This window comes from Cryobacterium sp. 10I1, assembly GCF_035019805.1.
In the GTDB taxonomy this organism is placed as follows: Bacteria; Actinomycetota; Actinomycetes; order Actinomycetales; family Microbacteriaceae; genus Cryobacterium; species Cryobacterium glucosi.
The window spans coordinates 1-18,046 of the sequence record NZ_JASJVF010000047.1 but is presented as its reverse complement, the minus strand read 5'-3'; the positions used below and the strand labels follow the sequence as shown (position 1 = coordinate 18,046).

The 18,046-nt window shown below is 68.4% G+C and carries 23 protein-coding genes and 2 tRNA genes; 12 read left to right on the top strand and 13 right to left on the bottom strand.

The annotated features are described in order from the left end of the window. A partial coding sequence (locus QN345_RS06735) for a helix-turn-helix domain-containing protein (protein WP_323508521.1) occupies positions 1-884 on the top strand: 884 nt, incomplete at its 5' end. Positions 885-893: 9 nt separating this feature from the next. On the opposite strand, the gene QN345_RS06730 is transcribed toward QN345_RS06735, so the two are convergent. Then, positions 894-1,766: a pentapeptide repeat-containing protein gene (locus QN345_RS06730; RefSeq protein WP_322189760.1), complete on the bottom strand. Its 873-nt coding sequence runs from the start codon at positions 1,764-1,766 to the stop codon at positions 894-896. A gap of 55 nt (positions 1,767-1,821) precedes the next feature. Then, positions 1,822-2,499 (bottom strand): hypothetical protein, encoded by a 678-nt coding sequence (locus tag QN345_RS06725; RefSeq protein WP_134447836.1) that lies wholly within the window; start codon positions 2,497-2,499, stop codon positions 1,822-1,824. Between the two features lie 67 nt (positions 2,500-2,566). Between QN345_RS06725 and QN345_RS06720 the strand changes: the two genes are divergently transcribed. Continuing rightward, positions 2,567-3,442: an acyl-CoA thioesterase gene (locus tag QN345_RS06720; protein ID WP_241975439.1), complete on the top strand. Its 876-nt coding sequence runs from the start codon at positions 2,567-2,569 to the stop codon at positions 3,440-3,442. Between the two features lie 27 nt (positions 3,443-3,469). Here the strand turns inward: QN345_RS06720 and QN345_RS06715 are convergent, their stop codons facing one another. After that, a complete protein-coding gene (locus QN345_RS06715) occupies positions 3,470-4,246 on the bottom strand; it encodes a zf-HC2 domain-containing protein (RefSeq protein WP_322189761.1) in 777 nt (258 codons plus the stop codon). After that, positions 4,243-4,779: a sigma-70 family RNA polymerase sigma factor gene (locus QN345_RS06710; protein ID WP_134447832.1), complete on the bottom strand. Its 537-nt coding sequence runs from the start codon at positions 4,777-4,779 to the stop codon at positions 4,243-4,245. The genes QN345_RS06715 and QN345_RS06710 overlap by 4 nt, the downstream gene beginning before the upstream one ends. A 217-nt stretch (positions 4,780-4,996) precedes the next feature. Here QN345_RS06710 and QN345_RS06705 point away from each other — a divergent pair, with 217 nt between their 5' ends. Then, positions 4,997-5,446: a ubiquinol-cytochrome c reductase iron-sulfur subunit gene (locus QN345_RS06705; RefSeq protein ID WP_134447830.1), complete on the top strand. Its 450-nt coding sequence runs from the start codon at positions 4,997-4,999 to the stop codon at positions 5,444-5,446. An 11-nt stretch (positions 5,447-5,457) separates the two neighbouring features. Here QN345_RS06705 and QN345_RS06700 read toward each other — a convergent pair whose 3' ends face one another. The 4 genes from QN345_RS06700 to QN345_RS06685 form a co-directional block, all read right to left on the bottom strand. Beyond that, positions 5,458-5,949, bottom strand: a complete 492-nt coding sequence (locus QN345_RS06700) for an acyl-CoA thioesterase (RefSeq protein ID WP_134447828.1) — start codon at positions 5,947-5,949, stop codon at positions 5,458-5,460. A gap of 20 nt (positions 5,950-5,969) precedes the next feature. Further along, entirely contained in the window at positions 5,970-7,652 is a 1,683-nt protein-coding gene (gene ettA / locus QN345_RS06695; RefSeq protein WP_134447826.1) for an energy-dependent translational throttle protein EttA, read from the bottom strand. Positions 7,653-7,657: 5 nt separating this feature from the next. Next, positions 7,658-8,113: a DUF6993 domain-containing protein gene (locus QN345_RS06690; protein WP_241975440.1), complete on the bottom strand. Its 456-nt coding sequence runs from the start codon at positions 8,111-8,113 to the stop codon at positions 7,658-7,660. A gap of 75 nt (positions 8,114-8,188) precedes the next feature. Next, on the bottom strand, positions 8,189-8,680 hold the full coding sequence (locus QN345_RS06685) for a single-stranded DNA-binding protein (RefSeq protein ID WP_322189762.1): 492 nt from the start codon (positions 8,678-8,680) through the stop codon (positions 8,189-8,191). Positions 8,681-8,886: 206 nt separating this feature from the next. On the opposite strand from QN345_RS06685, the gene QN345_RS06680 reads away from it, so the two are divergent. The 4 genes from QN345_RS06680 (at position 8,887) to QN345_RS06665 (ending at position 12,039) form a co-directional block, all read left to right on the top strand. Next, positions 8,887-9,897 (top strand): aldo/keto reductase, encoded by a 1,011-nt coding sequence (locus tag QN345_RS06680; protein WP_134447823.1) that lies wholly within the window; start codon positions 8,887-8,889, stop codon positions 9,895-9,897. Continuing rightward, positions 9,898-10,851: a DMT family transporter gene (locus tag QN345_RS06675; RefSeq protein WP_323508520.1), complete on the top strand. Its 954-nt coding sequence runs from the start codon at positions 9,898-9,900 to the stop codon at positions 10,849-10,851. It begins immediately after the preceding gene. 124 nt (positions 10,852-10,975) lie between these two features. After that, positions 10,976-11,233 carry a hypothetical protein gene (locus tag QN345_RS06670; RefSeq protein WP_134447819.1) on the top strand — a complete coding sequence of 86 codons (258 nt, stop codon included), beginning with the start codon at positions 10,976-10,978 and terminating at the stop codon, positions 11,231-11,233. Positions 11,234-11,325: 92 nt separating this feature from the next. Then, entirely contained in the window at positions 11,326-12,039 is a 714-nt protein-coding gene (locus QN345_RS06665) for a hypothetical protein (RefSeq protein ID WP_134559940.1), read from the top strand. A gap of 125 nt (positions 12,040-12,164) precedes the next feature. Here QN345_RS06665 and nadE read toward each other — a convergent pair whose 3' ends face one another. Then, positions 12,165-12,986 carry an ammonia-dependent NAD(+) synthetase gene (gene nadE, locus QN345_RS06660; RefSeq protein WP_134447815.1) on the bottom strand — a complete coding sequence of 274 codons (822 nt, stop codon included), beginning with the start codon at positions 12,984-12,986 and terminating at the stop codon, positions 12,165-12,167. A gap of 125 nt (positions 12,987-13,111) precedes the next feature. On the opposite strand from nadE, the gene QN345_RS06655 reads away from it, so the two are divergent. Continuing rightward, a complete protein-coding gene (locus tag QN345_RS06655; protein WP_134447813.1) occupies positions 13,112-13,792 on the top strand; it encodes a VOC family protein in 681 nt (226 codons plus the stop codon). 49 nt (positions 13,793-13,841) lie between these two features. On the opposite strand, the gene QN345_RS06650 is transcribed toward QN345_RS06655, so the two are convergent. After that, positions 13,842-13,917: transfer RNA gene (locus QN345_RS06650), tRNA-Arg, on the bottom strand. Positions 13,918-14,040: 123 nt separating this feature from the next. On the opposite strand from QN345_RS06650, the gene orn reads away from it, so the two are divergent. From orn to QN345_RS06630, 4 genes are all read left to right on the top strand, one after another. Beyond that, entirely contained in the window at positions 14,041-14,661 is a 621-nt protein-coding gene (gene orn, locus QN345_RS06645; protein WP_134447698.1) for an oligoribonuclease, read from the top strand. Between the two features lie 48 nt (positions 14,662-14,709). Continuing rightward, positions 14,710-14,785, top strand: a tRNA-His gene (locus tag QN345_RS06640). 72 nt (positions 14,786-14,857) lie between these two features. After that, on the top strand, positions 14,858-15,223 hold the full coding sequence (locus QN345_RS06635) for a metallopeptidase family protein (protein WP_134559944.1): 366 nt from the start codon (positions 14,858-14,860) through the stop codon (positions 15,221-15,223). Between the two features lie 23 nt (positions 15,224-15,246). After that, positions 15,247-16,521 (top strand): hypothetical protein, encoded by a 1,275-nt coding sequence (locus tag QN345_RS06630; protein WP_322189764.1) that lies wholly within the window; start codon positions 15,247-15,249, stop codon positions 16,519-16,521. Between the two features lie 3 nt (positions 16,522-16,524). Here QN345_RS06630 and QN345_RS06625 read toward each other — a convergent pair whose 3' ends face one another. The 3 genes from QN345_RS06625 to QN345_RS06615 all read right to left on the bottom strand — a co-directional run. Next, complete coding sequence (locus QN345_RS06625) at positions 16,525-16,785, bottom strand: hypothetical protein (protein WP_134447692.1); 261 nt, start codon at positions 16,783-16,785, stop codon at positions 16,525-16,527. Then, on the bottom strand, positions 16,782-17,408 hold the full coding sequence (locus tag QN345_RS06620) for an ATP-binding protein (RefSeq protein ID WP_323508519.1): 627 nt from the start codon (positions 17,406-17,408) through the stop codon (positions 16,782-16,784). Before QN345_RS06620 ends, QN345_RS06625 begins: the two co-directional genes overlap by 4 nt. Positions 17,409-17,412: 4 nt before the next feature. Continuing rightward, on the bottom strand, positions 17,413-18,046 hold a 634-nt coding region (locus tag QN345_RS06615), incomplete at its 5' end, for an energy-coupling factor transporter transmembrane component T (protein WP_323508518.1).

Below are 18,046 nucleotides of genomic sequence, written 5' to 3'. Positions count from 1 at the left end.
CCCTGCAGACCCTGGGTCGACGCGACCAGCTGCGCGGCGTCCTCGCCCACGGGGGTCCCGGCGAGCTCGACCAAGCCAGCCAGGAGGTCGTGACGAGCGTGATCGCGCTCGCGGGGCTCGCGCTTGAGCAGAACAGCGCACTCGACCGGGCGCGCGGGCTCCTCAGGTCCGGGCTGCTGCACGCGCTGCTCGGCGGCGACGTCGACCTCGTGCAGGCGACCTCCGGGGAGATGTGGGGGCCACTCCCGTTCGAGCCGGTACGGGTCGCCGTGACCGACCCCGCGCCAGGGCGGCTGGACGCCCTGACCGAGTTCCTCGAGCTCCGGGTGGAGGAGAGCCCTGGACACCTGTTCTTCGCGCGCCAGGGCGGCCTCGTAGTCCTGTGCGTCGACGCCACTGCCGGGCCCCTGCTCGATGAGCTCGTCGGCTTCGGGTTGCACCTCGGGCTCTCCGACCGGACCAGGTACCGTGAGCTGCCGCACGCCCTCGCCCAGGCCCGCCAGGCCCTCGAACGCTCGCACGAGGGCGCGCCAGGCATCGTCGAATTCGACGTGATCTCCCGACAGGGCGTTCTCGCGTTCCTCGCCGGCACGGATGCCTCGGAGGTCGGACGCGCGACGCTCCAGCCGCTCACGGCGCACGACGCCGTCCACGGCACCGAACTCGTCCGCACGCTCCGGGTCTGGCTGGAGCACAACGGGCAATTCGGTCCAGCGGCCACCGAGCTCGGTGTGCACCGGCACACCGTGCGCGCCCGGGTGAGCCAGGCCGAGGCGCTCCTCGGCCGTGACTTCGGCACCTTCCACGCCCGCGCCGACATCTGGGCGGCACTGCTCGCGTCCGGTGACGACGCCGGATCACCCCCTGAGCACCTCAGTATCTGAGATACCGTCTCACGGGCGGTTCTGCTCGCCCGCGCTCCAGTGCGCTGGGCGCACGAATCCCCGGGGCAGGACGGTGAGCTGGTCGCCTCTGGCGCTGCTGACCTGCATCTGGGTCAGGTAGATCGCGCCTGCGAGGTCCGCTCCGGCCACGTTCGCGTTGCGAAGGTCGACGCCGAGGAGGTCGCAGTACGACAGCCGGGCTCCGCTGAGATCCGCTCCGATCAGGAGGGAGCCGCGCAGGCTCAGTCCACGAAGGTCCGCACCGGTGAGTGCCGCGCCCGCCAGGTCTCTCCCCGGTCCGAGCCGGCGCCGAACTCCTCGATCCCGGGTTTCGCCGAGGATTCCCCTGCGCGCGTCCTCGCTCGCCTGGAGGAGCAGCGGCCGGGCCGCGTCGTACTCCGCGTCGACGTCGAGGCTCGCGAGCCGATCCGGCTGCTCCCGGCTGAGCGCGCTGACGCGATCGAAGCGCGACATCAGCGGAGCCGGATCACCCGTGTCCCCGACAAGGCTGATCGCCTGCTCGAGGTACCAGAGGAGTTCGTGCAGCCGCCGAACGATCGGGAAGATCGCGAACATGGCGTCCCTGGTCCCGGGATCGTCCCGCCAGGACCGGCCGGCGAAGGTCTGCTGCGAGACTTTCTGGCCGGCACCGAAACAGTCGAACACGGTGCAGCCGGTGAATCCCCGGGGACGCAACTCCGCGTGCACGCGGCACGCGTCGCGTTCGTCGAGGTTCTCGCAGGGATCGCCGGCCGGCTTGTCGAACGGGAAGTCGGCGGACCTGGTGAACGCCAGGGCGACGCAGCAGAGTCCGAAGCAACTGGCGCAGTCGGCACCGAGGTCCTCGCGGCGCCCGACCTCAACCCTGGTTCGTTCCGTCATCGCGTTCATCGTAGTCCGCGATCCGGGAGGGACAACCGGAATTCCCGGGCACGGGTCAGGCGCGCAACGACCAGGGCTTGCGACGCACGAGGATGTGGCCGCGGCTCGTGCTGAGCCGGGTCCAGGGCCCGGTCTCGAAGAGCCGCACCGGTTCGTCCTTGGGCAGGAAGCCGAGACTCACCGCCGCGAACGCCGCCCCGGCCGGAACGATCTCGAGTCCCGCGATCGGGCGACCCCAGACCTCTGCACGGACCCGCTGCACGACCTGCGCGCCCGAGTCCCGCGGCACGGTGGAGGCGACCTCGTCGATACCGGCGGCCGCAGCGCCCGTCAGGAGCGCGGCATCCGTCTCGCCGAGGAGTTTCCAGCCACCCCGGGGCGGGGAGATACCGGCCCAGGTCACGGTAGTGACCTCGAGCGGCACGGTCACCGCGACCGGCGCCTCCGGGTCGCTTCCCGCGGCGGCGAGGCGGGCGACCCGATCGAGCAGGGAACGCACCGGCACGACGGCGTCGAGTTCGACGGGTTCGTCGAGGCCGAAGGTGCGCAGGCCGAGCACGGTCGGGCTCCCGTCGAGGAGGCCGCGCGGGTAGAGGATCGCGGAGTACACCGCGAGCGCGCCGGCGGCCGAAATCAGGCGCACCGAACCGTCCTCGATACGGCTGGCGCGCGACAGGTAGACCTGCAGATCGCTGAGGGCAAAGGAATCCGTGAGAATAAATGACTGGCTCATCTGCTCCTAAACTACCAAGGTACGGCGAGGCTCATACCGACTTCGCACACACTGCCGAGGAGGACGCATGGACATGCCGATGGAAGGTCTCTTGAACGCCCTCGACCTGACCGACACAGGGGCGCGCACGAGCGAGGACATCTTCACCGGCCCGTCGCAGTGGATGCCCCTCGGCCGCGTGTTCGGCGGGCAGGTTCTCGCCCAGTCCCTCGTCGCGGCGATGCGCACGGTGCCTGACGACCGCCACCCGCACTCGATGCACGGCTACTTCCTCCGTCCGGGGGACGTCAGCCAGCCGATCACGTTCTCCGTCGACCGGATCCACGACGGCCGTTCCTTCTCCACCCGGCGCACCCAGGCGTACCAGAACGGCCACCCGATCCTCTCGATGATCGCGTCGTTCCAGGACGATGACGAGGGCCTCGAACACCACATCGACATGCCGGCCGGGTTGCCGGACCCCGAGTCGCTGCCGACCGCAGCGGAGTCCCTCGCCCAGGTCGACCACACCATCGCCCGCTACTGGGCGAGCGAGCGCCCGTTCGACATGCGGCACGTGCCTTCGCCGATCTACCTTCAGGTCAAGGGCGAGCACACCAGTCACCAGGCCGTGTGGATGAAGACCCTCGGCGCGCTTCCCGACGACCCCGACCTGCACCGTGCCGCCCTCGCATACGCGAGCGATTACTCGATCATGGAGCCGGTCATGCGCCGCCACGGCATCGCGTGGTCGACGCCGGGGCTCAAGGTCGCGAGCCTCGACCACGCGATGTGGTTCCACCGCTTCGGGCGCGTCGACGAGTGGATGCTCTACGTCCAGGACTCCCCCACCGCCCAGGGCGGCCGAGGACTCTCCACCGGCAGCATCTACAGCCGTGAGGGTCTCCTGCTCGCGACCGTTGCCCAGGAGGGCATGGTCCGGGTTCCCGCGAACAAGGAATAGCAGCCGGCCCGGGATCACTGCGCGGGACTACTGCGCCTGCTCCACCCCGGGCTCGGCCGCGAGCAGCACGATGCCGTTGGGCTGCAAACGGATGTCGACGGACGCGATCTCGTCGGTGTCCAGTTTCGTGGTTCCCGCGACGGGGACCGTCATGCCGGGACCCGCGAGCCAGCTCGCGACCTGCGTCGCCTCCCCGTTCCGGTCCGTGACGAACATCGCGTACGCCCGCTCGGCCGCGGCGCCGGTGCCGGTGCCGGATTCGGTGCCGGATTCGGGCAGGCCATAGCTGCACGAGCCGTCTATGCGGGTGCCGCCGGGCTGAGCCGCCAGGCGGACATCCGCGCTCAGCGGGTTCGGGACCACCTGGTGCAGTGTGACGAGCTCCCCGGGAGGTTCCGCGATCGACGCCGGGGCGAGCCGGGCCGGCAGCACGATCGCGACCGTCGCAGCGACGGCCGCCACGGCGAGCAGGACCCCGGCCTGCAGTATCCGCCCGCGCCGCCTGCGCCGCCGCGCAGCATCGAGCAGCCGCGGCAGGCCGTCGCTGCGAGGGAGGACGCCCGGTGACGCCGCGGTCTCCAACACCTCGGCGGTCGGCACGAGGCCGAGAAGACCGGGGATCCCGGCGATCTCGGCAACCCGACGGGTGCAGTCCGCGCACGTGCGCAGGTGGCGTTCGTAGTCGTGGCGTTCTTCGGTCGCGAGCGCGCCGAGCACGTAGGCGGCGTCCCACTCGGCGTACGGGTCACGCCCTGACCGGGGTACGCGCCCGGTGTCTGATGCACCGGATCCTGTCGTGGTCATCGCTCGGTCACTCCCTTCTCGGTGAGACTCAGGCGCATGGCACGCAGGGCGTAGTGCAGGCGCGACTTCACAGTGCCCTCCGGGATGTCGAGGGAGCGTGCGGTCTCGGCGACCGACTGTCCGCGGTAGTAGGCGAAGACGACCACGGCCCGGTGGTCTGCGGAGAGGCCGTCGAGGGCATCCGCCACGAGCCACGCGTCGAGGAGCGCTGCCGTCGCGTCGTTCGTCAGACGCTCGGGGAGTTCGTCTGTGCTGATTTCGTGGCGGTTCCTGGCGGAACGCCATTCGTCGATGACGAGGTGGCGGGCGACGGTGAAGAGCCAGGCGCGTGCCGAGTCAGCATCGTCGAGCACCCGGGGCAGTCGCCAGGCGCGCAACAGGGTCTCCTGCACGACGTCATCGGCCAGGGCGGAATCCCCGGTCAGCCGGGTCACGTACCGACGGAGCGCCACGGCGTGCGCATCATGCAGGGCGCGCAGCAGGTCGGCACGCGCGTCGACGGGCCGCTCCCCGCGTCCGGGTTTCTCCGCCACGGCGCACCTCCTATCGTTAACACGGGCTCGCTGCGCCGTTCGTTCAGTTTCCGCCGGGTTTTGTCGAAGTCCGTCGATTTTCCGTGATGGGCTTTGAACCGATGACCGGGCAGTTTCGTAGTAACTAGTAGCACCCTAACGAGTAGCGCCAGCTTGCGAACGGGGAGCAGCCCATTCGCCGTCACCGACCGCCACGACCACCATCACGAGGAGAATCATGACGAACGACACCGCGGTCTCCCGCCGCACCGCACTGCTGATCGGCACCGCAGGCACCGCCGCCGTGACCCTGGCCGCCTGCGCCCCGACCACGACGGGCGGCACCGGCGCCGGATCGGCCGGAGGTTCGACCGGGGCCGCAACATCGTCTGCGGGCGGGACCGTGGTCGCCAAGCTCTCCGACATCCCGGTCGGCGGCTCGATCGAGACCGCCCTGAATGGCAAGGCCATCTTCGTCAGCCAGCCAACCGCAGGCAAGGTCGTGGCCTTCAGCGCCGTGTGCACGCACCAGGGCTGCATCGTGAAACTCGTCGACACGTCCTTCGACTGCCCGTGCCACGGTTCGAAGTTCGACACGGCAACGGGCGCCGTTCTCGCGGGCCCCGCCCCGAAGCCACTGATCGGCATCACCGTCTCGGTTTCGGGAGACTCCGTCACCGCAAGCTGAACGGATGGAGTTCAGTCTTCCGGAAGGGCAGCCCTGCGGGTGAATCGCACCGGGTCTTCGAGGTAGGGCAGCCACGCCGCACGCTCCTCGTCGGTGATCTTGCGCGGGCGCTGGGTCGCCGCATCGATGAGCACGATCGTGGTGCTGGCCTGCGCGTACAGCACCGCCGACTCGGCCTCCACCGGCCCCCAGACCTCGTAACACACCTCGAGGCTCGCCCCGCCGACCTTGCCGAGCCAGAGACGGATGTCCACCGGCTGCCGCAGGTACGGGATCGACAACAGGTACTCGGCTTCGAGGCGCGCGATCACGGTCAGCGTTGCCGCGCCCGGCCGGCCGTCGAGAACGGCGGTCCCGGCCCCCGAGCCAGGCTCAACCTCGTCGTCGAGCCAGAACGCCTGGATGCGCGCCTCCTCGAGGAGGCGCAGCATCGAGGCGTTGTTGACGTGGCCGTATGCATCGAGGTCTGACCAGCGCAGGCTGATCGGCACGTGCAGCTTCATCTCGCTGGCCCGTTCCCGGCCTAGTCGCGCGTGAGCTTGCGGTACGCGGACCGGTGCGGCTTCGCGGCGTCGGGGCCGAGCCTCTCGATCTTGTTCTGCTCGTAGGACTCGAAGTTTCCCTCGAACCAGTACCAGCTCGCCGGGTTCTCATCCGTGCCCTCGTAGGAGAGGATGTGGGTCGCGATCCGGTCGAGGAACCACCGGTCGTGAGTGATGACCACGGCGCAACCGGGAAACTCGAGGAGCGCGTTCTCGAGGGAGCCGAGGGTTTCGACGTCGAGGTCGTTAGTCGGCTCATCCAGGAGCAGCAGGTTTCCGCCCTGCTTGAGTGTGAGCGCGAGGTTGAGGCGGTTGCGCTCTCCACCGGAGAGCACGCCGGCCTTCTTCTGCTGGTCGGGTCCCTTGAATCCGAAGGTCGACACGTAGGCGCGGGACGGGATCTCGGTCTTGCCGACCTGGATGTAGTCCTGGCCGTCGGAGACGACCTCCCAGAGGGACTTGTTCGGGTCGATTCCGGTGCGGTCCTGGTCGACGTAGGAGATGTCGACGGTCTCGCCGATCTTCAGCTCGCCGCCGTCGAGCGGCTCCTTGCCGACGATCGTCTTGAACAGGGTCGTCTTTCCCACGCCGTTCGGCCCGATGATGCCGACGATGCCGTTCCGCGGGAGGGTGAAGCTGAGCCCGTCGATGAGCACGCGGTCGCCGAAGCCCTTGTGCAGCTTCTTCGCGTCGATGACCTGGGCACCGAGACGCGGGCCGACCGGGATCTGGATCTCTTCGAAGTCGAGCTTGCGGGTGCTCTCGGCCGCGGCGGCCATCTCCTCGTAGCGGGCGAGACGTGCCTTGGACTTGGCCTGGCGTCCCTTGGCGTTCGAGCGGACCCACTCGAGTTCATCGGCGAGACGCTTGGCCATCTTCGCGTCCTTCTTGCCCGCGATCATGAGCCGTTCCTGCTTCTTCTCAAGGTAGGTCGAGTAGTTGCCCTCGTAGGGGTAGAGGTGGCCACGGTCGACTTCGGCGATCCATTCGGCGACGTGGTCGAGGAAGTACCGGTCGTGGGTGACGGCGAGCACGGCGCCGGCGTACTGGGCGAGGTGCTGCTCGAGCCAGAGCACGCTTTCGGCGTCGAGGTGGTTGGTGGGCTCGTCGAGGAGGAGCAGGTCCGGCTTCTGGAGCAGGAGCTTCGTCAGCGCAACGCGGCGCTTCTCACCACCGGAGAGGTCGGCGACGGCAGAGTCTCCCGGCGGCGTGCGGAGGGCATCCATCGCCTGTTCGAGCTGGGAGTCGAGGTCCCAGGCGTCGGCGGCGTCGATGGCTTCCTGGAGTGTGCCCATTTCGGCGAGGAGGGTGTCGAAGTCCGCGTCGGGTTCGCCGAGGGCGGCGCTGATCTCGTTGAACCGGTCGACCTTGGCCTTGATCGGGCCGACGCCTTCCTGCACGTTCTCGAGGACCGTCTTGGTCTCGTCGAGTTCCGGCTCCTGCATCAGGATGCCGACGCTGTAGCCGGGCGAGAGTTTCGCCTCGCCGTTGCTCGGGGTGTCGAGCCCGGCCATGATCTTGAGGATCGTGGACTTTCCGGCGCCGTTCGGCCCGACGATGCCAATTTTGGCGCCGGGGAAGAACGACATCGTGACGTCGTCGAGGATGAGCTTGTCGCCTACCGCCTTGCGTGCGCGGACCATCGTATAAATAAATTCGGCCATAGTGCTTACCAGTCTATTTGCCGCGTGGCCCCGATCAGACACCGGCCGGTCGAGATCGCGGACGTGACCATGCTGTGGTACCCGCCGGACTTCGACCCGTTCTGTCCGATCAGGCAGCCGTCGGGGAAGCGGACCGAGAATTGCACGGAGTCGGCGTCGAGATTGACGCTCGTCTTGTCGAACCCGACCTCCATCATCGCCTTGTCGAATCCGGCGGCGACGAGAGCGTCCACGAAGCCGCGACCGCCCGTCGCGGGATCAACGGCCGCAGCGACCTGGTTGAAGTATGCGAGGTTCGCCTGGGCGCCGAGTTCGGGCCGCACGGCCGGTGCCGGCGCCGCCGTGGCGGTGGCAACCGGAACGCTTGTCGGTGTGGCCGCGACGGGCGTGGGTTCAGCGGTGCTTGCGGAGCAGCCGGCCAGGGCTGCGACAACAAGGCCGGCGATGACGACGGCGACCACGGGCCGGATTGTCGTCCTGTGTACTGCCGGCACGTGTGTCCTCCCGAGGCCGCGGTGCGGCCAGTGCCATCGAGTCTAAACCGACCGCACGGCCGACTCGCCAGTGACGACGGTCGTGACACCGGCGGGCGGGACTGTCTCGCCGGAGGAAGCGCCCGACGCGCCGGCCGGATCCGGCGCAGTCGGGAGCCCCCGGACCGCGGCCGCGTCCGTGACCGGGCGCAGGTAGTTCGTCGTGCACCAGGACAGGTCGTGGCCGACCGCCTCGGCCTCGACCTCGACGGAGGTGCCGGATCGTTCGGCGTTCTGCCACGCCCGCACCCGAAGCTGCCCGGCGACGAAGACATGCTCGCCCTTCCGCACCAAACGCACGACGTTGTGCGCAAGGTGACGGAATGCGGTCACGGTGTACCAGTTCGTGTCGGCGTCGACCCAGCTGTGCAGGGTCCGGTCGTACCGGCGCTGCCCGGAGGCCAGCCTGAAGGAGGTGATCGCGAGGCCTGCGCTCGTCACGAGGTGGCGCGGCGTCGTCGCCACGATTCCGGTCACGGTAATGCTGTTGCTCATGGGTCTCCCGTCCTGGTCGTCGCCGGACGCTCGCCCGGCGTCGGCCCGGGGGCGACGCTCGTGCCTGTCTCCGACGCCCCCGGGTCACCTCCGAGTGTGCGGCCGCGTGCGGGAGGACGGTCCGCGGCATCCCTGTGCGGGGAAGACGCCACGGAACGGATGCCTGTTGAGGAGGGGACCCTCCCCTCCGGCCCTAGAGTGATTCCATGAGCTTTGTCGCCGCTGAGAACCGCTATTCGGACATGACCTATCGCCGGACCGGACGGAGCGGCCTCAAGCTCCCTTCCCTGTCGCTCGGCCTCTGGCACAACTTCGGAAACGAACGCCCCATCGACACCCAGCGGGCCATCCTCCGCAGGGCCTTCGACCTCGGCGTCACCCACTTCGACCTCGCCAACAACTACGGCCCGCCGTATGGAGCTGCCGAAACCAACTTCGGCCGGGTCTTCGCGGAGGACTTCAGGCCGTACCGCGACGAGATCATCGTGTCGAGCAAAGCCGGGTACGACATGTGGGCGGGCCCATACGGCGACTTCGGTTCGCGCAAGTACCTGCTGTCGTCCCTCGACCAGAGCCTCGGGCGCCTCGGCCTCGACTACGTGGACATCTTCTACTCGCACCGTCCAGACCCGGAGACCCCGATCGAGGAGACGATGGGCGCCCTCGCGACCGCCGTCCAGCAGGGCAAGGCGCTCTACGTCGGCGTGTCCAACTACTCCCCTGAGGAGACCAGGGCCGCTGCCGCCGCACTCGCCGAGCACAGGATCCCGCTCCTCATCCACCAGCCGCGGTATTCCATGTTCGACCGGCACATCGAGGACGGCCTCTTCCCCGTGCTCGACGAGCTCGGCATCGGCAGCATCGTCTTCTCCCCCCTCGCCCAGGGTCTCCTCACCGACCGCTACCTCGGCGGGAGTGTCCCGGAGGGCTCTCGCGCGGCGACGAGCCGTTTCCTTTCGGAGAACGCCCTGACGGACACCTATTTCGAGCGGGCAAGGGCCCTCAACGAGATCGCGCTCGGCCGGGGCCAGACCCTGGCCCAGCTGGCGGTGACGTGGATCCTGCGTCAGCCGCAGGTGACGAGCGTGCTCGTCGGGGCAAGCAGCGTTCACCAGCTCGAACAGACCGTCGCCGCCCTCGACGCGCCGGCTCTCAGCGAGGCCGAGATCACCGGCATCGAACCGTTCGCGGTGCACGGCACCGGCCGGGACTCCTGATTGGGGTATCTGTACGCGCTCCTCGCGTCCCTGCTCTTCGGGCTCAACGGCTCGACGACGAAGGTCATCGTTGAGGCGGGGCTGTCCCCCGCGCAGCTGACCTTCGTCAGGGTCACGGTGATCATGGCGCTCGCGGGCGCCGTCCTGCTCGTGACGAACCGGCGGGCATTCCGCATCGACAGGAGCCAGCTCGCCGTCATGGCGCTGCTCGGCGTCGCCGGGGTCGCACTCATCCAGTGGTTCTACGCCGTCGCGATCAGTCTGCTCCCCGTCGGGATAGCGCTCATGCTCGAGTACTCCGGGGTGCTCCTGATCGCCCTCGTGGCGCGTTTCGCGTTCAAGGAGCGCGTCAAGCCACGAATCTGGTGGGCGATCGGGGGCGTCCTCGTGGGCATGGCCATCGTCGCGCAGATCTGGGCGAGCCCGCTGTCGACGCTCGGGGTCATCGCCGGCGTCGCGGCGGCGATCTGCCTCGCGATCTACTTCCTCGTCGGTGAGCGCCAGGTCGCGACCTCCTCGCCCCTCGCCGTCGCGTTCTGGTCGATGCTGTTCGCGAGCGCGTTCTGGCTGCTGTTCAGCGGATGGTGGCAGATCGGCCCCGCACTCCTCACGGAAACCGTGCACCTGCACGGCAACCTCGCGACCGTGGCAGCTCCGCTCTGGACACTCCTGCTCTGGAACGGGGTGCTCGGCTCCTTCGCCCCGTACCTGCTCTCGTATATGGCCCTCGCCCGCCTGACCGCGACGGCTGCGGGCATCGTGTCCGCGTCTGAGGTCATCTTCGCGTTCGCGTTCGCATTCCTCTGGCTCGGGGAAACACTCGACGGCGTCCAGGCGTTCGGCGCACTGCTCGTCCTCGCTGGAATCGTGGTGGCGCAGACGGCACGGGCCAACCGGCCCGTTGACCTGGACCTGGCCGGTCCCGGAGTCACCGGCGCCATCCAGCTGCCTTAGCGCTCCTGACATCCTCGTTTACCGGTGCCGACCGGGCAGCCGGTCGAATGTCGGGGGTCCCCCGTAGCGTGCTGAGCACAGCACCAGCTACCCGAGACCCCGCCACCCGGCACCGGAGGACCCCATGACCGACACCCCGTTCCTGGCCCCGCTTCGAGCCGCTCTCCCCGAGGTCGCGTCCGTTCGCGGCCTCGCCCTCGTCCCGGTGAAAGACGGTCTCTGGCGGGTCACCGGCCGTTCGGGCGCCGTCCTCGGCCACATCGAACGCAAGCTCGACGACCGCGGAGAGTCCTTCGCGGCCCGGCGGCTGCTCCCGGCCACCCGCACCCTCGATCTGGGCACCTTCTGGCAGCTGGCGGATGCCGCGGATTGCTTCCGCTAGCCCGCCGTGGCCACGGTGAGATATCCGACCACATTGAGGCACGCCGTCGGCAAAGCCGTCCAACCCGCCGCGCTCAGGATAAAGTGCCGCACATGACGTGGTGGAATAGTTTCGTATCCTGGCTCACGGCAGCCAGCAACCAGACCGTGGTGAACACAGCCGTAGTGTTCATTGTCGCGATCCTGATCGCCGGCGTTCTCACGGCCCTGATCGGGCGCGGCGCCATCAAGCAGCTCCTCGTCCAGCACGACAGGGAACTCAAGGCTGCGGCCATCGGCGCCCTCATCGATGCCGCAACCGAGGCATCCGTCTGGAATTCGCTCACCCCGCAGGAACAGGTCATGGCGGACCGTGCCGTCGGCCAGGCCGACATCCAGGTTCGCCTGCTTCCGATTCCCGGCGCCGGCGTCGCGGCCAACTGGGCCTCGCACCAGCTCAACGAGCTCAAGCGCACCTCGGCGACATTCGGCTACCAGCTCGAGCCCGCCCTGCTGGAATTCCGCGATCGACTGATCGAGTGGCAGGACAAGCCCCGCCGTACCCGCAAGGTGTTCCAGAGCGACCTCGACCGGTGGAAGACGCAGAACTCCACCTCGGAATCCAGCCTTCTCGCCCAGCAGGATGCGTGGGCAGCCCAGCAGCACCACGACCAGTTCAACGAGGCCCTTCCGGCAGCGCCCGTCCCCGCACCGCCCACGCCGAGTGTGCACGCGGCGAGCCAGTCCACGCCGTCGACGGAGACCCAGCGCCTCCTCGACGATGTCCAGGCCCTCGAGGTGCGTCCGGCACCGATCAACCACCCGTAGTCAGGCAGCCGTAGTCAGGCAGTAGCTCAGGTCAGGCAGTACCGCAGATCGCCCGGAGCATTCGATGCTCCGGGCGATTCGTGCTTAACGGCGTCCGGCGGGACGTACTGCAGGTGCCACGGGGCTCAGCGCCACCACTGGTCGAAGAGGGATGCCGGAACCTGGCGCTTGTGCTCCGTGTTCAGGAACCGTGCCTCGATCGCCGCAGCGACCTCCTCGTCGACGGGGAGGCCCTCGAGGTAGTCGTCGATCTGCTCGTAGCGCAGGCCGAGGTTGTCCTCATCGGTCTGGCCAGGATTGCCGTCGAGCAGGTCGGCCGTCGGCGCCTTGAGGTAGAGGTGCTTCGGCGCCCCGAGTTCGATGAGGAGCGCCCTGCCCTGGCGCTTGGTCAGGCCGGTGAGCGGCAGCACGTCCGCGCCGCCGTCCCCGTACTTGGTGAAGAAGCCCGTGACGGCCTCTGCGGCGTGATCGGTGCCGATCACGAGGAGTCCGCGCGCCCCGGCGATGGCGTACTGGGCGACCATCCGCTCCCTGGCCTTGGTGTTGCCCTTGTCGAAGTCGGGCAGCGTCTCGCCGGTGCTGTCCTCGTATTCGGCCGCGATGCCGTCGACCGCGCGCTGCACGTTGAAGGTGAGCGCGGTGTGCGGCTGGATGAAGTCGAGCGCGAGTTCGCCATCGGCGTCATCGTGCTGCACGGCATACGGCAACCGTACGGCGACGAACTCAAATTCCTGTCCGGCGTCGTCGAGCTCCTCGATTGCGATCTGGGCCAGTCGCCCGGCGAGGGAGGAGTCCTGTCCACCGCTGACGCCGAGGATCAGCCCCTTCGCACCCGAGCCCACCAGGTACTCCTTGAGAAAGTCCACCCGTCGTCGAATCTCGGTAGCCGGATCAATTGTCGGTGACACATGCAGTTCGGCGATGATGCGCGCCTGAAGTTCTCCCATGCATCGAATCTATCAAAACGGCCGGCCCGGCCGCCCGGCGAGAGGTGCTTTGTTCAGCGGCGTTTGTTCAGCGGGGTGTGTCCGGCGGGCTTTGTTTCATCCACGCGGAGGTCTTGACTGGAGCCATGCAGATCACGAAGGTGTCCGCGCGCATTCGGGACACGAGCGAAGCAGCGGAATTCTTCGAGAACGTCCTCCTCCTCACGGTCGACAGGACGGTCGCCAGGGAACCGACCACGATTGAGGTGCGCATCGGGACGACCCTGCTCGAACTCTCTGAGGACCAGGACGCCGTCGGCCGGCACCACCTGGCCGTCACGATCCCCTCGAACACGTTCGCAGCAGCCCGGCAGTGGCTCGAGCCCCGATCCGCCCTGATCGGCACTCCCGATGCCGACGAGTTCGAGTTCGCAGCCTGGAACGCCCGCTCGCTCTACTTCACTGGGCCGGACCGCTCGGTCCTCGAGTTCATCGTCCGTCGCGACCTCGACAACAACACCCGCGGCGCATTCACGAGCGCCGACCTGCTCTGCATCAGCGAGGTCGGCGTCGCGACGGACGACGTGCTTGCGACGGCCGAATTCCTGAAGACCGAAGCGGATGTCCGGCCGTACGCCGGTGAGCCCGGCCGCAGCTTCGCACCGGTCGGAGACACCGACGGCCTGCTGATCCTCGTCTCACCCGGCCGTCCCTGGTTTCCCACCACGGACCGCGGGGCGTCAAGCGGGCCGATCCTGGTCGAGGCCACGGGACCCCGGCCGGGAGAGTACCCGCTGGGCGCCGGAAGCCTGCTCCGGATCCGATGAATGGGTGTCGTGGCATCCGCTGCGCGGAAATGCCGTGCGTGGTGTGGTGTGGTGCCCCCGGTTGGAATCGAACCAACGACAAGCGGATTAGAAGGCCGCTGCTCTATCCACTGAGCTACGGGGGCGCGGAGCGCTTCAACGATACCGCAGACCCAGACCCCGCCGCCCCGGCCATCCGCCGGCCAGGCCCGGCCCGGGCTCGCTGGCGGGCCGGGGACCGCGTCGGACCCCGCCGCTAGACTCGGACCATGACAAAAAGCAGTGACCGGTTGGTCTGGATTGATTGCGAGATGACCGGGTTAGACCTGGAAAACGATGAATTGGTGGAGATTGCCGTGGTCATCACCGACTACGACCTCAACGTGATCGACCCGGGCCTCGACATCATCATCAAGCCGAACGCCTCCGCGCTCGCGAATATGAACGACTTCGTGCGCAACATGCACACGACCTCCGGCCTCATCGAGGAGATCCCGAACGGGGTCAGCGCCGCGGAAGCCGAATTCGAGGTCCTCGAGTACGTGCTCAGGTTCATTCCCGCGGAGCAGAAGGCGCCGCTCGCCGGAAACTCGATCGGAACGGACCGCTCGTTCCTCGCGAAGTACATGCCGCGCCTCGACAACCAGCTGCACTACCGTAACGTCGATGTCTCCTCCATCAAGGAACTCGCCCGTCGCTGGTACCCGCGGGTGTACTTCAACGCCCCGGTGAAGGACGGCGGGCACCGCGCACTCGCAGACATCCTCGAGTCGATTCGCGAACTCGCGTACTACCGCCAGACCGTGTTCGTGGCCGACCCCGGACCCACGAGCGACGAGGCAAAAGCGAGCGCGGCAGAAGCCGTGTCAGCATTCACTCCAAACGTGTAATAGAATTCTTGAGTTGCCGCTGCTCCTTCGGGAAAAGCGCAGCACATGGTGGTTGTAGCTCAGTTGGTAGAGCGTCCGGTTGTGGTCCGGAAGGTCGCGGGTTCAAGCCCCGTCAGTCACCCCAAGTAGAGCAGGCATCCGTTCAGCACCTCACGATCAGTACTGTGTGAAATCAACACTGTGAGATGCTGAACGGATGCCGCAGCTCAGCCCCGATGAATTCAGTCACGAGGAATTCGAGAAGGTCGTCGTCGACGAGCTGGATCTCCTGCCCGACGACATGGTCGACGGGCTCGAGAACGTCATCTTCGTGGTCGAGGATCGTCCGGAGGACGGCTCCCTCGACACGCTCGGCCTCTACGACGGCGTCGCCCTGACACACCGCGACCAGTACGGTTTCGGCGAGATGCCGGACCGCATCATCCTGTACCGGGAGTCCCTGCTCGCGATCGTCGACTCCCTCGATGAGCTCCGCGATCAGGTGCACATCACCCTCGTGCACGAAATCGGCCATTTCTACGGGATCGATGACGACAGGCTGCACGAGCTCGGCTGGGGATGACCCGCACTTGTTAGCCTCGACTCATGAGTAAATTCCGGCCCGGCCGCGCCCTGGGTATCACGGTCGGTGCCCTGGCGATCCTTGTCATCGGCGTCTACGGGCCCGCGACGCTCCTCGGGCCGCTCCCGATGGTGAAGGCGACCGTGGTGTCGGCACCGGCCGCCGCGACAGCCGCCACTCCCCCGGTGCTCCCTGCCGCGGGCACGAGCGCCGTCGTGAGCCTCGTGCCGCCGGCCGCCGGCGCGGCAACGACCGCGACGACGGTCGCGACCACCCCGATCGCCGCAGCGGGCAGCACAACCCCGCTGCCGATGGCCGCCGCGGCGAAGATCGTCGCCGCCCTGGTCGTGCTCTCGGCCAAGCCCCTCGACGCCGGCGCCGCAGGGCCCGGGGTGCCGATCACGCCGGCCGACTACCAGGACTACCTCGACTACGTGGCCAACGGTGCCCGCACGGTCATCGTCTTCCCCGGCGAAACCTGGACGCAGCAGGAACTCCTGCAGGCGATGATCCTCGGTTCGAGCAACAACCACGCGGATACCCTCGCCCGGTGGGCCTTCGGCTCCCTCGACGCCTACGTCACGGCCGCCAACGCCTGGCTCACGAAGGAGGGCCTGGCCGGCATCCACGTCGCGGACGCCACGGGCCTCGCGGATGCGAGCGTCGGGACCGGAACGGACCTGGCGCGGCTCGCGGGCCTCGCTGCGACCAACCCGGTGATCAGCCAGATCCTCGCGAGCCCGGCATCCGCCCTCGTCGGCCAGCGCGGAGTCGACAACACGACCGCCTACCTGCCGGAGGAGGGCATCACCGGCCTCTCCCGCAGCTACACGGACGCCGGCGGCGTCTGTTTCCTGTTCACCGCAAGCGTGGGAACCGCGCCGGCGGCCTTCACCTTCGCCGGTGCCGTGATCGGCGAGCCGGACTACGACACGCTGACGACCGACCTGAAGGCGCTCATGGCCAGTGCAAAGGCCGGAGTCACCGACCTCCCGATCCTCGCGGAGGGCGCGGCGTACGTGCGTTTCGACGCTCCCTGGGACGCGACGGCCTCTGGCGTCGTGAAGACGGCCAAGACCCGCTTCGGCTGGCAGGCCGCTCCGGTAGGAGCACCCGCGCTTGACCTGGACGCGTTCGCGACCGGCCGCTCCGGTACGACGGTCGGCCGGGTCACCGTGGATGCGAGCGGGGAGGCCGTGACCTCACCCCTCGTGCTCGATACGACGATCAGCGCCCCCGGACCCGGCTGGCGCCTGCTCAACCCGGTGCCGATGATCTCGGCACTCCTGGAGCAGTAGCGGCTACTCCGGCTGGTCTTCCGGCACGTACGGGTCGCTGTCCGTCGCGTCGAAGCGGTAGCGCACATGGATCCGGCCCTGCACGTCGCGTTCGTCGACCTCGTCGTACCAGAACAGGGTCTCGATGCCCTCGACGAGCGAGACCATGCTGATCCGGCTGTCATGCGCGCCCCGCACGAGGACTCGGGAATCGACCTGTCCCTCGAGGGGGCCATCGATGAATTCGGCGGTGTAGAACACTTCTTCGGGAGCTGGACTAGTCATGACCTAACGCTAGTCCGATTTCCCCGATCTCCCCGATTTCCCCGATCTCCACGGAGGCCGGGGGTCCCGTCGAGTTCGATCGTCGCCCATCGTCCGGGTTCCTCCCGCACGAGGAATCCCTGCCATTCTGCCTGCCACTGGTCCCAGTGCGACCGGAATGCCTCACCGTCCCGCGCGAGGGCCCGCTGCTTGCGTTCCTCGTCGTCGGCAGTGAGCCAGATCCGTACGTCGCTCAGGCCGGCATTGGCCGCTGAGAGCGTGCCGCAGCCCTCGACGAGGAGCGGAAGGGCCGGGTCGACCGGATGCCATTCCGCAGGCGCGTCCGCTCCCCAGTCATAGCGGCGCCAGGCGCCGGGCAGTCCGGCCCGGAACGGGTGCAGCACGTGTTCGGTCAGGTGTGCGCTCGCGGCGGCCAGTCCGTTCCAGCCTGGATAGATGTCGTCGAGACGGATGAGTGCGGGCCGCACTCTCGTCGGCCCGGCGGTCGACGGCCAGGCGTCGAGGATGCGGTCGGCGAGGGTGCTCTTGCCCGCACCGCTCGGCCCGTCGATCAGGATCACGATGGGCCCGGCATCCGCCCTCTGGAACGCCGCGATCGCCGCCAGCACCGGGGCGAGCAGCACCTGGTCAGGAGAGGACAAAATGCCACGTCCCCGCCCAGACCGCAACCGCGATCGCGATGCCGGCGATACCGAGGCCGAGGCCGAGCATCACGGCGTCCCCTGCCCCGATCGCCGATGCGCGTGCCCAGGTGCGCGGCGCCGTCCCGAAGCCGCGGGCCTCCATAGCCGTTGCGAGCTTGCTCCCGCGGCGTACCGAGATGACGAGCAGGGCGAAGGCCGGCCCGAAGAAGCGGCGGAGGGCCCCGATCGGTCCGCCGCCGTCGCCGACACCCCGTGCGCGCCTGGCGAGGCTGAGGAAGCGCCAGTCTTCGATGAACATGCCGACGAGACGCAGGCCGGCGAGTCCGCCGAGCACGAACCGGGCCGGCAGGCGCAGCACCTGCGCGAGCCCGTCGGCGAGGTCGGTGGGGTCCGTCGTGGCCAGGAGGACGATTCCCGGCAGGCCGATCGCGAGTACCCGGAGCGCGATGGCCAGGCCGAGCTGGACCGAGCCGTCCGTCACCGTCACGAAACCGATTGTCAGGAGCACCGCTCCGGAGTCGCGGCCATACAGCACCGTCGTCAGGCCCGCGAAGGGCGCTGCGATCCACAGCGTCGACGTGCGCAGCCAGAATTGCCGCGCGCTCAGCCCGCACCAG